Origin of the sequence: Microbacterium sp. ZW T5_56 (assembly GCF_044987425.1) — a bacterium.
Taxonomy (GTDB): Bacteria; Actinomycetota; Actinomycetes; order Actinomycetales; family Microbacteriaceae; genus Microbacterium.
Map to the genome: position 1 here is coordinate 33,763 of NZ_JBJDRI010000017.1, position 14,140 is coordinate 47,902.

Here is a 14,140-nt window from a genome sequence, read left to right on the forward strand (position 1 = left end):
CTCACGGCGTACGCTGCGCAGAGACGACGCGGACAGGAGTCCTCCCATGACAGCTGGTGGTCCGCCCACCGAGATCAGTGAGATCGAACGGGAACGCCGTGCCTTCCGGGCACGGCGTTCCCGCCGTTCCGTTCTGCTGAGCCTCGCCTCGACTCTGATTTTCGCGATCGTGATCTGGCTCGTGTTGGTGAACACACCGGGCTGGGCGAGCGTGCAGAAGACGTTCTTCGACGTCGAGTACGGCATCGAGGTGTTCCCGAAGATCCTGCAGGGGCTGTGGCTGAACGTCCGCGTGCTCTTCTTCGCCACGATCGGCGTCGCGATCTTCGCGACCGTGCTGGCGGTGGTGCGGAGCCTTCGCGGCCCGGTCTTCTTCCCGCTGCGCGCGGCTGCCACCGTCTACGTGGACCTCTTCCGGGGTATCCCGGTGCTGATCGTGCTGTACCTCGTGGGTTTCGGCATCCCCACGCTGCGGATCTTCCCGAAGGTCGACATGGCCGTGTGGGGAACCATCGCGCTGATCATCACCTATTCGGCCTACGTGTCCGAGGTGCTGCGTGCCGGCATGGAGGCCGTCCACCCGTCCCAGCGCACCGCGTCGCGATCACTGGGCCTCACCCATGCGCAGACGCTCCGCATGGTGGTGATGCCGCAGGGCGTTCGCAAGGTGACTCCCGCCCTGATGAACGACTTCATCTCGTTGCAGAAGGACGTGGGACTGATCTCGGTGCTGGGTGCCGTTGATGCCGTCCGCGCCGCGCAGATCCAGAACGCGCTCACCTACAACTACACGCCATATGTGGTGGCGGGACTGCTCTTCGTACTCATCAGCTTCCCGATGATCCGTCTCACGGACTGGTATTCGGCGCGAGCGCAGAAGCGTGAGCAGCAGGGAGGCCTGGTATGACCGAGCTGGTTCTCGATATCCGCGGCGTGAAGAAGAGCTTCGGCGAAAACCTGGTGCTGCGTGGCATCGACCTCGCCGTGCACCGGCACGAGGTCATCGTGTTGATCGGTGCGTCCGGTTCCGGAAAGTCCACGTTGCTGAAGACCATCAACCTCATCGAGCAGATCGACGACGGCCAGATCCTCCTGGAGGGTCACGACATCACCGATCCGCGGGTCAACGCCGACCTCGTGCGTGCCCGCATCGGTGTGGTGTTCCAGCACTTCAACCTGTTCCCGCACATGAACGTGCTCGACAACGTCACCCTCGCCGCTCGCAAGGTGTTCAAGACGCCGCGGCCGCAGGCGGAGGGACGCGGGCGGGTGCTGCTGCAGCGGATGGGCCTCGGTGACAAGGCCGGCTCGTATCCCGACCGGCTGTCGGGCGGACAGCAGCAGCGCGTCGCGATCGCGCGGGCCGTGATGACGGACCCCCAGGTGCTGTTGTTGGACGAGATCACCAGCGCTCTGGATCCTCAGCTGGTCGGCGAAGTCCTCGACGTGGTGCGCGAGTTGAAGGAGTCGGGAACCACGATCCTGATGGCCACGCACGAGATGGCCTTCGCCCGCAGCGCCGCCGATCAGGTCGTTTTCCTCAAGGACGGCGTGCTCATCGAGCAGGGACCGCCGGAGCAGATCTTCGATGCGCCGCAGCGCCCCGAAACGGCCGAGTTCCTGTCCCGCGTGCTCTGATCGCGCGTTCGCCGTTGCGGCGTGCCCCTCGCGTAACGCGTTCGGAAGGTGCATGATGCACCTACCCGAATCGCGCTGAGGGGGCGCGTCCGGGCGAAGGGAAAACGCGTGAGTGCGGTCAATGAAGACCTGCTGGCGGCGTCGAGTTCACGCCGGTGCTGGCGATTCGTGCGGGATGTGATCGTCATCGCCGTCGTGCTATTGCTGCTGGCCTGGGGATCGAAGGTGTTCTTCATCCGGGTGTTCTCGATCCCGTCTGCGTCCATGTCGGCGACACTGCAGGTGGGCGACCGGGTGATGGTCAATCAGCTGCAGGCGGGGGAAGGGAGCTTCTCGCGCGGCGACGTGATCGTCTTTCATGACAGTCAGGATTGGGTTCCCGATGTGCCCGCCACGTCGAAGAATCCTGTCGAGGTGATGTTGGAGACGCTGAAGATCATCGATCCGCCTGAGGAGCAGTACGTGATCAAACGTGTGGTGGGACTGCCCGGGGACCACGTGGTGTGCTGCGATGCCCAGTTGCGGGTGTCGGTGAACGGTGTTGCGGTCATCGAGCCGTACCTGCACGATCCGCAGCTGGGGTCGTCGTTCGGTCTGCCGTTTGACGTGGTGGTGCCCGACGGATCGGTGTGGGTGATGGGGGACAACCGGCAGAACTCGTCGGACTCCCGTCGCCACCAGACCCAGCCGGGGCGGGGATTCGTGCCGATCTCCGACGTGGTCGGCACCGCCCTTGCGGTGACGTGGCCGATCCGCGACTGGCGCACGCTGGCCGCAACGCAGGCCTTCGGCGACGTCCCCGCCACCACGGCGGTGGCGACGAAGTAGCCGGTCTCAGGGCACCGGGCTTGCGATGCGGCCCGCGCGCTACTCCGCCGGGAACCAGAGTGTCATCCGGAGACCGTCCTCCGGGAGATGCAGGACCTCGTACCGTCGCGGCTGCAGCTGCGCGCCGGTGCGCACGTACGTGGTCGACGCTCGTCGACGCTCGACGAGGTGCTCGCCCCACCACTGCGCGAACTGGTCGCTGGCTTCACTGAGCTCCGCGACGAAGCTTGCCAGGGCGGGCGCGCGCAGGTCGTCCGCGTTCGCGGCGCGCAGCTGAGCCACAGCACCGCGGGCCAGGTCTTCCCACTCGGCGAACACGTCCCGGGCGCGAGGATCGAGCAGGAGATACCGACACGTGTTCCGCTCGGCTGCAGGCACCTCCGCGAACCCGGCGAACATCGCGAGACCTTCCGGATTCGCGGCCACCATGTTGCTCAGCCGATCCAGCACGTATGCGGGGTTCGGGCGTACGGCTGTGACGAGAGCAGCGAGGCGCTGCGGAAGGATATCGGCGCTCGCCGATCCGGGGCTCATCGGCCGAGGCTCCCGCAGCCGCGCGGCATGAGTCCGCGCATCGGGGGTGAGACGCAGCACGCCGGCAAGAGCGTCCAGCACGGCCTCGCTCGGATGATGCTCGCGCCCCTGCTCCAGCCGCGTGTAGTAGTCGACGCTGATCCCCGCGGCGCTGGCCACCTCCTCGCGTCGGAGCCCGGTGATGCGTCGTCGCGAGCTTGCTCCGATCGGACTGAGCGCCGGATCGGTACGCCGAGCCCGGAGGAAGTCACCCAGCTCGTGCGACACGGTTCCTCCTCGTCTCCCGCCGCGGGGGTGCGGGACTCCTAGGAAGAATACGGTCTTCCCGGTGTCTCGACCTGCGGGCAGGCTGGAGGAACGCACGACGGAAGGAACCCCATGGCTGCCTACACTCACGGTCACGCCGAATCGGTGCTGCGCTCACACCGCTGGCGCACGGCGGAGAACTCCGCGGCCTACCTGCTCCCGCACCTCGATCCGGGGGCGCATCTGCTCGACGTGGGTGCCGGTCCTGGCACCATCACGGCGGATCTCGCGCAGCGGGTGGCTCGCGTGACGGCGACCGAGATCGGTGAGACAGAGCTCGATCTCACGCGCGCGACGATCATCGAACGCGGGATCACCACCGTCGATTTCAGAGTCGCCGATGTGCATCGGCTGCCGTTCGACGACGACACGTTTGACATCACCCATGCGCACCAGGTCCTGCAGCACGTGGCCGATCCGGTCCAGGCTCTGCGCGAGATGGCGCGCGTCACCCGTCCGGGCGGAATCATCGCCGTTCGCGACAGTGACTACAGCGCCTTCACGTGGTGGCCGGCTGCTCCCCAGCTGGACGAGTGGCTGCGCCTGTATCTGGATGCCGCGCGAGCCAACGGCGGCGAGCCCGACGCCGGGCGGCGACTGCTGAGCTGGGCTCATGCGGCCGGGCTGGAGAACGTCGAGGCGGGCTCCAGCACCTGGTGCTTCGCCAACGACGACGATCGAGCCTGGTGGGGCGGCATGTGGGCCGACCGCATCGTCGACTCCGGGATCGCGCGTCAGCTCGTCGAGTCGGGGGCTGCAACGCCGGGTGACCTGCGCGAGATCCGCGACGCGTGGCTGCGCTGGGCTGCACACCCGGACGGCTGGTTCTCGATCCTGCACGGCGAGATCATCTGCCGCGTCGCCTGATCACCACTACGAAACACCCAAACAAGTCCGAGAAACTCCGCAATGCAGGGTTTCTCGGACTTGCTTGGGTTTCTCGCCGGCACGTGGCGTCGCGATCAGCGATCCACGTAGCCCATGTGCTGCGCGTTGTAGCGATCGCCGGCGACACCGACCCTGCTCGCCAGCGCATCGAGCTCCGAGACCTCGTCCGCGGAGAGGGCCACTTGAGTCGCGGCGGCGTTCTCCTGAATGCGCGAAACACGGCGAGTGCCGGGAATCGGCACGATCCACGGCTGCTGGGCGAGCAGCCACCCCAGCGCGATCTGCCCGGCCGTCGCGTCCTTCTGCCGGGCGAGCATCTTCACCTGATCGACGAGGGCCTGGTTTGCGGCGAGGTTCTCGGGTTCGAAGCGCGGCACCCGCTGACGGATATCGCCATCGCCGAATGTCGTTGAGGTGTCTACGGTGCCCGTAAGGAATCCCTTGCCGAGCGGACTGAACGGCACGAAGCCGATCCCCAGATCGGCCAATGTCGGCAGTACCTCGGCCTCCGGGTCACGAGTCCACAATGAGTATTCGCTCTGAACCGCGGTGACGGGTTGGACGGCGTGCGCGGCGCGGATGGTGAGAGCAGACGCTTCGGAGAGCCCGAAGTGGCGAACCTTGCCCTCCGCGATCAGTTCTCCCACAGTGCCGGCGACATCCTCGATCGGCACGGCGGGGTCGACCCGGTGCTGGTAGAGCAGGTCGATCACGTCGGTGCGGAGCCGACGCAGTGAAGCCTCCGCGACGCAGCGGATCTGCTCCGGACGGCTATCGAGACCCGCCATCTGCCCGTTCCGGATGTCCCAGCCGAACTTCGTCGCGATCACCACGTCGTCGCGGATCGGTTCGAGCGCCTCGCCGAGGAGCTCCTCATTGTCGTACGGGCCGTAGACCTCGGCTGTGTCGAAGAACGTCACGCCGTGATCCGGCGCGGATCGCAGCACGGCGATCATGTCGTTGCGATCGCCGGGGTTGGGCCCGTAGCTCTGGGACATGCCCATGGCACCGAGCCCGATCGCGGAGACGTCAAGTCCTTGTCCGAGATGTCTGATGTGCATCATTCCTCCTGCGTGGTGAGTGCGTGTTCTGGATCCGTGCTCTGGACCGGGAAGTCCGCGCTGGCCGCTGAGCTGGCGAGCAGATCAAGACGCTCCTGGCTGGGCGAATCGGCGGCGGTGTAGATGAGGAACGAGAGCCCGGGTTCTGCTGTGAGCTCCATCCCCTCGTAGGAAAGGGTGAGGTCGCCCACGACATGATGGCGGAAGTTCTTCGTGCCAGAGCCGTGGCGGCGCACATTGTGTGCGCCCCATCGCACACGGAACGTGTCCGAGCGCGTGCACAGCTCACCGATGAGGTCATGCAGCTGCTTATCCCGGGGGTTGCGTCCGGCTTCAGTTCGCAGAATCGAGACGGTCACATCAGCCGCGGCATCCCAATCGGAGTAGAACACGGTGGCGCGCTCGTCGAGGAAACAGTATCGGGAGAGATTTCCGTTGCCGGGACCATCGAGCACCTCATCGTAGAAGGCACGACCCAGCGCGTTGATGGCGAGGATGTCCATCCTCCCGTTGCGCACAAAGGCCGGTCCTCGTTCAATCAACTCCAGGGCGCGAATGAGGCTCTCTCGGGGTTGCCAGATCTTGGGGGATCGTCGGCGCACGGGCTGCGCGGCTCCGTTGGCGGTGCGCGCGAGGTCGAACAGGTGCTCGCGCTCCGCATCGTCGAGCTGCAGGGCTCGCGTGACAGCTTCCAGCACCGCATCCGAGACACCGGCAAGATGCCCGCGCTCGATCTTCGCGTAATACTCCGGACTCACGTCCGCGAGCATCGCAACTTCACCTCGACGCAGACCTTCGACCCGTCGCTGCCCGGAGACAGCGAGGCCAGCTTGTTCGGGAGTGAGCCTCGCGCGGCGAGACATCAGGAACTCCCGGGCTTCCGACCTGCCGTCCATACGTCCACGCTACGTCCCGACGCGGTCACGAGGGATCCTCTGTTAGTACCTCCTTCACCCGGCCATCCCTCATCGCCGCGGAAGCGGATGTGATGGATAGGAGAGGAAGGATGAAGAACCCATGACAACGACCACGACCACGACCCCCGGATGGACCGGCGGACAGAACGCCTTCGGTGACTTCGCCCCCGGACTGGTGCACTATACCGACAGAGTTCTGTTCGACGAAGTCTGGGAACGCGAAGGACTCACCAAACGAGACCGGTCACTGATCACCATTGCCGCGCTCACCGCGATGGGCAAGACGGACCAACTGAGATTCCACCTGGCCTATGCCCAACAGAACGGCGTCGCCGTCGACGAGCTCAAGGAAGCGATTCTTCAGCTCGCGTTCTACGCCGGATGGCCCAACGGCATGGGAGCGATGAGCGTGCTGAAGGACATCGCCGACGCGTAACATCCGCCCCCAGACACTGCGGCGATCGCCCTCGATCCGCAGATCATCGGCCGCGTCGCCTGCAGGTCCACCGCGAAACACCCAAGCAAGTCCGAGAAACCCCGCAATGCAGGGTTTCTCGGACTTGCCTGGGTTTCTCGCGGCTACGTGGCGTTCCAGAGATCGCGGTAGTAGGCGAGGCGTTCGCGATCGGGGCTGAGGCCATATGCCTCGATGAGAATATCTTCGAAACCCGGGCCGTAGTTCCACTCCGTCGACATGGAGGCGACCGCGATATCGGCCCATCGATCCGCTGTCCCCAGGGCGCCGAGATCGACGTGTGCGAGAGGTGATCCGTCGTCATCGAGCAGCGTGTTGGGCACGCAGGCGTCGCCGTGGCAGACGACCAGGAGGTCGATCGGGGGCGCAGTCCGCAGCGCTTCGGGAACCTCGATTCCGCGGTCTGCGGCACCGGCGATCCGCAGGGGCGCCGACCAGTCGAACGGGCACTGCGCCACCGGAAGCGCGTCGTGCAGCAGGCGCAGGCCGCGGCCGACCGCGCGTACGGCGATCTCGGGTCGTGCGATCCAGAACGGATCAACGGCGCTGCGGCCCGGGATCGCACGCGTGACCAACCACTCCTGGCCGTCTTGTTCGCCGTGCTCGATCACCTCGGGGACACGCGTGTAGCGACCGGCCCACGCCAGTCGCTCCGCTTCCTCAGCGCGCGACGACTCGGGGTCGATCGCACCGTACTTGATGTATCGCCCGTCGTCCGTCGAGAAGGTGGCCATGCCCAGACTGTTCAGCCATACCGGAGTGAGCGCGGCACCTGCCGCCAGGCGAAGCACACGATCAGGAACCGGCAGATTGATCGCGGGAATGCTCATGCGTTCATCCTCTCCGATCCGATCCGGTAGCGTCGGATTCGGCCATCGTGGGCCGCAGAGATGAGGGAGCACCCGTGAGCAGCGTTTTCGTCATCGGCTCGACCAACGTCGACACCGTGCTGACCGTCCACCGCCACCCGGAGGTGGGGGAGACCCTCACCGCCACCGGCGTCTCGGTGCGCCCGGGCGGCAAGGGCGCGAACCAGGCAGCCGCGTGCGCTTCGGCCGGCGGCAGTACCGTGTTCGTCACGCGGGTGGGCGATGACCCGCTGGCGGATCGCTATCGCCGTCACCTCGTCGCGCGCGGTGTCGATGACTCCCAGCTCGGTGTCGTTCCCGGGCCCACCGGACAGGCGAGCATCGTGGTGGATGACCGTGGCGAGAACACGATCATCGTGGTTCCCGGCGCGAATGCCGCACTGGACGTGTCGGCTGTCGCGGCTCTCGAGGACGTCGTGCAGGCCGGAGACATCGTCTCGCTGCAGCTCGAGGTCCCCGTGGACGTCGTGCGTGCCGCACTCGAACTCGCGCGCCGTCGCGGTGCGATCGGCATGCTGAACCCGTCGCCGTGGCGCGAGGACATCGCCGACCTGATCGCGCTGGCCGACATCGTCGTGGTCAACGAAGCCGAGGCCGCGCAACTCGGACTCGACGACGACCGCGTCGTCCGCACCCTCGGTGCCGACGGTGCGAGCTGGGGCGATGTCCGGGTGCCCGCTCCGAAGATCGAGGCCGTCGACACCACGGGTGCCGGAGACGCGTTCACCGGCACGCTGGCGGCCTCACTGGCGCAGGGACTCGCCCGCGCTGCCGCGCTGAGCGCCGCCGTCGCGGCCGCGAGTGAGGCGTGCCTCGAGCCGGGCGCGCAGCGCTGGGCCCCCGGTATCTGACCCCGCCGTCGTCCTCTTCCGGAACGGCCCTTTCTTCCCTCACGCCTCCCTGAGTTATCGGTTGCGTGCCCCCGCGGCTCCTGCGCGCTCTTCGTCTCGCCTCCGGCTCGCCCAGGTACCGCCGTCGGTGGACCAACCCGGCTCCTGAGCGAGCGTCGGCGAGATGACGGGCCTGAGCGCACGGGGTCTCATCGCCATGCCCTCACGCAGAAGTTCGTGTTCGCGGCGAGAGAGCCGATCAACATGCGTCCTCGCGCTGACGTTTGAATCCCTGATCAGAGGCAAATTTCCCGACGCTCCGAAAACTTCCTCAAAAAATGTTCCGTGTTTTGCGTCATAGATGGCGTGGGTTGTCGTCTCTATGGGTGAGACACCGTATGCGGTTCCGGGGGGAGTTGCAGCAGTCGGTGCGAGAGGGGAATGGCGATCCGTCGCCATTCGGTGGGGCTGGACCCGATGAGGTCCCACCGATCCTCGTCTCGTGTGTGGAGCGCTGGGGGGTGCTTCCGGAGGGCGCGGGATTGAGGAGAAGTTGAGGCGGGGTGGTTGGCGAGGGGCCACCACCCCGCCTTCTTCGTGCGTGCACCCAGGTCCCGTGAGACTTCCGCCTGTGGGCGACAATCCACGCAACGCGGCGATTCTCGCCCACAGACGGAAGTCTCGCGTTGGCGCTACGCGCGGTGTTGGCTACACGTCGGTGTCGACGGGGGCGCCGAGGCGCTCGCCGAGCTCCATCGCGAGAACGCCCGCGTGATTGTGCATGGAGTCGCGAGCGCCGTAGACGATCGTCACTGTCGGGTGTGGCCGAAGCTCTTGCACGAGCGCGGTGAGGGCGGCGGCCGTCGGCCCGGCCAGCTCGGCGCGATAGGGGTCGACGAAGTCGCCCCAGTGTTCGTCGTCGGCAGCATGCCAGGCCTTGCGCAGCTCCGGCGACGGCGCGACGTCCTTGGCCCACAGATCCACGGCAGCACGCTCTTTCGTGAGCCCGCGCGGCCAGAGTCGGTCCACCAGCACGCGATACCCGTCGTCGGCACTGGGCCTGTCGTACACGCGCTTGAGCCGGATCTCCATGATCCTCACGCTACCCCTGGACGTCGGGGAACGCGGCTCGGGAGAATGAGAGCGGAACGTGGGGGTGACGTGGCACTCAGTCCCGCGTAGGCTGACACACGATGTCAACCCAGTGCCGTCCGGTGCGGTGAGCGGGGGAGGCCTTTCGTCTCGCTCCGCTCGCTCAGGAACCGAGTTGGCGCCTCAGGAACCGGGTGCGGTGTCGAAGTTCGAAGGAGAACACATGGATATCAGTGGGGCCGGGGCCCTCGTCACGGGCGGCGCAAGCGGGCTGGGCAATGCCACCGCGAAGCGACTCGCTGAGGCGGGCGCTCACGTCACGATCATCGATCTGCCGTCGTCGCGCGGCACGGAGGCGGCCGCAGAGATCGGCGGGACTTTCGTCGCCGCAGATGTGACGGACGCTGCACAGGTGGCGGACGCCGTCGCCCAGGCGAATGCGGCAGCACCGCTGCGCGTGGTCGTGAACTGCGCCGGGATCGCGCCGCCGGCGAAGGTGCTGGACCGCGAGGGCAATCCGTCGCCGCTGGATGCGTTCGCGAAGATCATCCAGATCAACCTGATCGGCACGTACAACGTGATCGCTCAGGCGTCGGCGGTCATCGTGAAGACCGAGCCCACCGAGGGCGGCGATCGCGGCGTCATCGTGAACACCGCATCCGTAGCCGCGTTCGACGGTCAGATCGGTCAGCCGGCCTACTCGGCGTCCAAGGGTGGCGTGCACGCCATGACGCTGCCGATCGCGCGCGAGCTTGCCCGCTACGGTATTCGCGTGTGCACGATCGCGCCCGGAATCATGGAGACCCCGATGCTCGCCGGTCTGCCGGAGGCGGCGCAGGCGTCGCTGGGTGAGCAGGTGCCCTATCCGCAGCGCCTCGGGCGCCCCGACGAGTATGCGCGACTGGTGATGTCGATCGTCGACAACGGGTACCTCAATGGCGAGACGATCCGCCTCGACGGCGCGATCCGCATGGCACCGAAGTGATCGGCGAACAGAAATGAGCGACAACATGACGGACGACGTCCTGCTGGTCAGCGTCGAGGATGGCCTCGCGCGGATCACCCTCAACCGGCCCACGCGCCTGAACGCGTTCGATGAAACGCTGGCGCGCCGCTGGGAGGCGGTGACGGCCGAGGTCGTGGCGCGCGACGATGTCCGCGCGGTGCTCGTCGATGCCAACGGGCCCGCGTTCTGTGCGGGTGGCGATGTCGCCGCGATGGCCACCGGCGGCGGGTTCGGTGCGGGCGGAATCGAAGCCCTCGCGCATGTCATCAACGCCGGCATCCGCAGTCTCACCGAATCGTCGATCCCGGTCGCGGTGGCCGCTCAGGGCACGACGGCCGGCGGCGGACTCGGCATCCTGCTGACGGGCGACTACGTGGTCGTGGGTGAGGGATCGAGGATCGGCAGCATCTACGCGAACATGGGCCTGACTCCCGACCTGTCGGTGACGGAGGCGCTGTCGCGGGCGATCGGAGAGCGTCGCGCGCTGCAGCTGGTGCTTACGGATCGCCTGCTCACGTCTGCGCAGGCGCTCGACTGGGGGCTCGTCGCAGAGGTCGTGCCCGATGCCGACGTGCGGACGCGCGGCGAGGAGATCGCCCGTGGCTGGATCTCGGGTGCCGCTCGCGCGTACGGACAAGCGAAGCGGCTCATCCGCTCCCGCCCCACGCGCACCGCTGTGGAGCAGCTCGCCGAAGAGGCGCGCACCATCGGTGAGGCCTACGGCACCGATGAGGCGCAGGTGCGCATCCAGGCCTTCGCGGCGAAATCCGCGGGCAAGACGAAGTAAGCATGCCGCCCGCCGTTTCGCTGCGGGCAGCCGGTCGCGGCCTCGTCGCCGCATCGAAGGGAACCTCATGACCGAACGCAATCTCGCCGGAAAGACGATTCTGATGTCCGGCGGCAGCCGTGGCATCGGCCTCGCCATCGCGCTCAAGGCGGCCGCCGACGGCGCTAACATCGCGCTGCTCGCGAAGACCGACACCCCGCACCCCAAGCTCGAGGGAACGATCCACACCGCCGCCGAGCAGATTCGCGCCGCGGGCGGACGCGTGCTGCCGATCGTGGGCGACGTCCGCAACGACGACGATGTGACCGAGGCCGTGCTCAAGGCGCAGGGCGAGTTCGGCGGCATCGACATCGTCGTCAACAACGCGAGCGTGATCGATCTGTCACGTTCGCTCGATCTCGCCGCGAAGAAGTACGACCTGATGCAGGACGTGAACGTGCGCGGCACGTTCATGCTCAGCCGCACCGCCGTGCCGATTCTGCGCGAAGCCGGCAACCCGCACATCCTGTCGCTGTCACCGCCCCTGAACATCACGCCGAAGTGGCTGGGTGCGCACACCGGATACACGCTGGCGAAGTTCGGCATGACGATGGCGACGCTCGGTCTGGCGGCGGAGTTCGCATCCGACGGGATCGCCGCCAACACGCTGTGGCCGCGCACGACGATCGCCACCGCCGCCGTGCAGAATCTGCTGGGCGGCGACCAGGTGATGGCCGCGTCGCGCACCCCTGCGATCTACGCCGACGCCGCATACGCCGTTCTCACGCGCGATTCGCGCGAGAACACGGGCAACACGTACATCGTGGAGGACGTGCTGGAGGAGGAGGGTGTGACGGACTTCTCCGGCTACGCCGCCGTTCCCGGTACTCCCGACGATCGGCTGTTCCCCGACATCTTCCTGGGCTGAGACACGTCGCGAGCGCATGATCATGCGCCGAATCCATGACGGAATCGACGGATTGGTCATGGACTCGGCTCATCCTCATGCGTTCACGACGCACCGGTGGTCGCGAAACGGACGCCTGGGCGTGGCATAGCCTCGACACATGAGTGATGCGTACCTGGCCGGACTGTTCTCCCTCACCGGGCGCACCGCCGTGGTCACGGGCGGAAGCTCCGGGATCGGTGAGGGCATCGCGCACGCTCTCGCCGGAGCAGGTGCCCGGACGATCCTCGTCGCCCGGCGCGCCGAGGTGCTGGCGCAGGCGGCCGACCGCATCCACGCGGCGGGGTTCGACGCCGACACGGTCCCGGGCGATGTCACCACACGCGCGGGCGTGACGGCGATCGCTGATGAGGTGCTCGAGCGGTTCGGCACCCCCGACATCCTGGTGACCGCGGCGGGTATCAACCTGCGTCCCCCGATGATCGAGATCGACGAGGACGTGTGGGACACCACGATGGCGGTCAATCTCGACGCGCCGTTCCTGCTCGGTCAGCGCTTCGCGCCCGGGATGATCGAGCGTGGCTACGGCCGCCTCATCCACGTGAGCTCGCAGCAGGCGCAGCGCCCCTTCGCGAACAGCGGCGCGTACGGCGTTTCGAAGGCGGCGATCGAGGGATTGGCACGGGTGCAGTCCGAGGCATGGTCATCGCACGGCGTCACCTCGAACGCGCTCATTCCGGGCTTCGTTCCCACGCCGCTCAACACGCGACTCTCGTCGAATCCCGAGACCGTCGCCGCGCTCGCGGCGCGCACGACGGTGGGGCGCAACGGGCTTCCCGAGGACTTCGCCGCCGCTGCCGTCTTCCTCGCCGGCCCCGGATCGTCCTATGTCACCGGCCAGGCGATCGCTGTCGACGGCGGGTTCTCCGTCCACTGATCCCGTTCCTGACGCGTGACGGCAGCGCGCTAGGACGGCAGTTCCGACTCAACCTCGCACCCGCAGGACTCCCGAGTCACCAGCGTTGGTGCGAACCCGGTGTAGGCGGTGTGTTCGTCGTGGTGCACGATCGCCTTCACCGCGGCGCGCGCCATCTCCTGGATCGGCTGACTCACCGACGTGAGCGATGGCCAGGTGTACCGGCCCAGGGGGCTGCCGTCGAACGACGCCACGGCGATGTCCTCGGGGGCTCGAACCCCGCGCTCCGCCAGCGCGCGGAGGAACCCGATCGCCTGCTGATCCGCGCTGATGAACACCGCCGGCGGGCGGTCGGTCATGTCGGCGAACTCATGTCCAGCTCGGTACCCCGCCGCCATGCCGAAATCCACGCGCAGCACGGGGCCGGCCTCGAGTCCGCGCTCGTCAAGCGCCGCGCGCCAGCCGTCCTCGCGGGCATCGCGGGTGCCGTCGCGGTACGTGCCGATCACCAGGCCGATGCGGCGGTGTCCGTGGTCGGCGAGGTGCCCCACAGCCACTCGGGCCCCGGCCTCCAGGTCGACGCCGATCGCGTCGATGCCGTGCACCATCGAGGCATTGAGGAAGACGATGGGCACTCCCGCCTGGCGCAACGGCGCGAGTGCGGCGTCCGACATCGGCGTGCACAGGAGCACTCCGTCGACGCGGCGTCGCGCGAAGTGGCGGATATGGCTCAGGCCGTCATCGCCGGTGATGTCGGTGGTCGCGATGAGGACGTCCAGGCCGTGTCGTGTGGCCTCTCGCTCGACCTCCTCCGCCAGGCCCGCGAATAGGGGGTTGGCGAGACTCGGGAGCACCAGTCCGATCGCCTCGGTGGACCCGAGTCGCAGGGCGCGAGCGGCGGGGTTCGGCTGATAGCCCAGCATCTCGATCGCCTCGCGCACCCGGGCCTCGGTGGCGGGGGAGACGTGTTTGGTCTCGTTCACCACGTAGCTGACGACCGCGCTGCTCACTCCGGCCAGCCGCGCGACGTCGTCTCGCGTGGCTCGCGCACGCGCGTTCTGCTGGTCTCGGGGCGACACGTCGATCAGTCTAGGTCCGCTGCCCGGC

Annotated in this window: 16 protein-coding genes; 10 read left to right on the forward strand and 6 right to left on the reverse strand. The window is 67.3% G+C overall.

All coding sequences use genetic code 11. The annotated features are described in order from the left end of the window. Positions 1-46: 46 nt before the first annotated feature. From ACI3KU_RS10005 to lepB, 3 genes are all read left to right on the forward strand, one after another. Positions 47-907, forward strand: a complete 861-nt coding sequence (locus tag ACI3KU_RS10005; protein WP_404922167.1) for an amino acid ABC transporter permease — start codon at positions 47-49, stop codon at positions 905-907. Further along, complete coding sequence (locus ACI3KU_RS10010; protein ID WP_404922168.1) at positions 904-1,638, forward strand: amino acid ABC transporter ATP-binding protein; 735 nt, start codon at positions 904-906, stop codon at positions 1,636-1,638. Before ACI3KU_RS10005 ends, ACI3KU_RS10010 begins: the two co-directional genes overlap by 4 nt. A gap of 108 nt (positions 1,639-1,746) precedes the next feature. Then, positions 1,747-2,466 carry a signal peptidase I gene (gene lepB / locus ACI3KU_RS10015; RefSeq protein ID WP_404922169.1) on the forward strand — a complete coding sequence of 240 codons (720 nt, stop codon included), beginning with the start codon at positions 1,747-1,749 and terminating at the stop codon, positions 2,464-2,466. 39 nt (positions 2,467-2,505) lie between these two features. Here the strand turns inward: lepB and ACI3KU_RS10020 are convergent, their stop codons facing one another. Further along, positions 2,506-3,267 carry a helix-turn-helix transcriptional regulator gene (locus ACI3KU_RS10020; RefSeq protein WP_404922170.1) on the reverse strand — a complete coding sequence of 254 codons (762 nt, stop codon included), beginning with the start codon at positions 3,265-3,267 and terminating at the stop codon, positions 2,506-2,508. A 111-nt stretch (positions 3,268-3,378) separates the two neighbouring features. Between ACI3KU_RS10020 and ACI3KU_RS10025 the strand changes: the two genes are divergently transcribed. Continuing rightward, on the forward strand, positions 3,379-4,173 hold the full coding sequence (locus ACI3KU_RS10025) for a class I SAM-dependent methyltransferase (RefSeq protein WP_404922171.1): 795 nt from the start codon (positions 3,379-3,381) through the stop codon (positions 4,171-4,173). A 95-nt stretch (positions 4,174-4,268) separates the two neighbouring features. On the opposite strand, the gene ACI3KU_RS10030 is transcribed toward ACI3KU_RS10025, so the two are convergent. After that, the gene (locus tag ACI3KU_RS10030; RefSeq protein WP_404922172.1) at positions 4,269-5,255 is read right to left on the reverse strand and encodes an aldo/keto reductase; all 987 of its coding nucleotides are present in this window, start codon (positions 5,253-5,255) and stop codon (positions 4,269-4,271) included. Next, the gene (locus ACI3KU_RS10035) at positions 5,255-6,013 is read right to left on the reverse strand and encodes a helix-turn-helix transcriptional regulator (RefSeq protein WP_404922173.1); all 759 of its coding nucleotides are present in this window, start codon (positions 6,011-6,013) and stop codon (positions 5,255-5,257) included. Before ACI3KU_RS10035 ends, ACI3KU_RS10030 begins: the two co-directional genes overlap by 1 nt. A 259-nt stretch (positions 6,014-6,272) precedes the next feature. On the opposite strand from ACI3KU_RS10035, the gene ACI3KU_RS10040 reads away from it, so the two are divergent. Then, entirely contained in the window at positions 6,273-6,608 is a 336-nt protein-coding gene (locus tag ACI3KU_RS10040) for a carboxymuconolactone decarboxylase family protein (RefSeq protein ID WP_404922174.1), read from the forward strand. A 143-nt stretch (positions 6,609-6,751) separates the two neighbouring features. Here ACI3KU_RS10040 and ACI3KU_RS10045 read toward each other — a convergent pair whose 3' ends face one another. Beyond that, on the reverse strand, positions 6,752-7,477 hold the full coding sequence (locus ACI3KU_RS10045; protein WP_404922175.1) for a phosphotransferase: 726 nt from the start codon (positions 7,475-7,477) through the stop codon (positions 6,752-6,754). 74 nt (positions 7,478-7,551) lie between these two features. Between ACI3KU_RS10045 and ACI3KU_RS10050 the strand changes: the two genes are divergently transcribed. Continuing rightward, complete coding sequence (locus ACI3KU_RS10050; RefSeq protein ID WP_404922176.1) at positions 7,552-8,367, forward strand: ribokinase; 816 nt, start codon at positions 7,552-7,554, stop codon at positions 8,365-8,367. A 687-nt stretch (positions 8,368-9,054) separates the two neighbouring features. On the opposite strand, the gene ACI3KU_RS10055 is transcribed toward ACI3KU_RS10050, so the two are convergent. After that, positions 9,055-9,438, reverse strand: coding sequence for a DUF488 domain-containing protein (locus tag ACI3KU_RS10055; protein WP_404922177.1), 384 nt, complete (start codon positions 9,436-9,438; stop codon positions 9,055-9,057). Between the two features lie 223 nt (positions 9,439-9,661). Here ACI3KU_RS10055 and ACI3KU_RS10060 point away from each other — a divergent pair, with 223 nt between their 5' ends. The 4 genes from ACI3KU_RS10060 (at position 9,662) to ACI3KU_RS10075 (ending at position 13,054) form a co-directional block, all read left to right on the forward strand. Beyond that, positions 9,662-10,423, forward strand: coding sequence for an SDR family NAD(P)-dependent oxidoreductase (locus ACI3KU_RS10060; protein ID WP_404922178.1), 762 nt, complete (start codon positions 9,662-9,664; stop codon positions 10,421-10,423). Between the two features lie 25 nt (positions 10,424-10,448). Next, the gene (locus tag ACI3KU_RS10065) at positions 10,449-11,231 is read left to right on the forward strand and encodes an enoyl-CoA hydratase/isomerase family protein (protein WP_404922179.1); all 783 of its coding nucleotides are present in this window, start codon (positions 10,449-10,451) and stop codon (positions 11,229-11,231) included. A gap of 67 nt (positions 11,232-11,298) precedes the next feature. Beyond that, on the forward strand, positions 11,299-12,138 hold the full coding sequence (locus ACI3KU_RS10070) for an SDR family oxidoreductase (RefSeq protein WP_404922180.1): 840 nt from the start codon (positions 11,299-11,301) through the stop codon (positions 12,136-12,138). Positions 12,139-12,277: 139 nt separating this feature from the next. After that, a complete protein-coding gene (locus ACI3KU_RS10075; RefSeq protein WP_404922181.1) occupies positions 12,278-13,054 on the forward strand; it encodes an SDR family NAD(P)-dependent oxidoreductase in 777 nt (258 codons plus the stop codon). Between the two features lie 29 nt (positions 13,055-13,083). Here the strand turns inward: ACI3KU_RS10075 and ACI3KU_RS10080 are convergent, their stop codons facing one another. Beyond that, complete coding sequence (locus ACI3KU_RS10080) at positions 13,084-14,112, reverse strand: LacI family DNA-binding transcriptional regulator (protein WP_404922182.1); 1,029 nt, start codon at positions 14,110-14,112, stop codon at positions 13,084-13,086. Positions 14,113-14,140 lie beyond the last annotated feature (28 nt).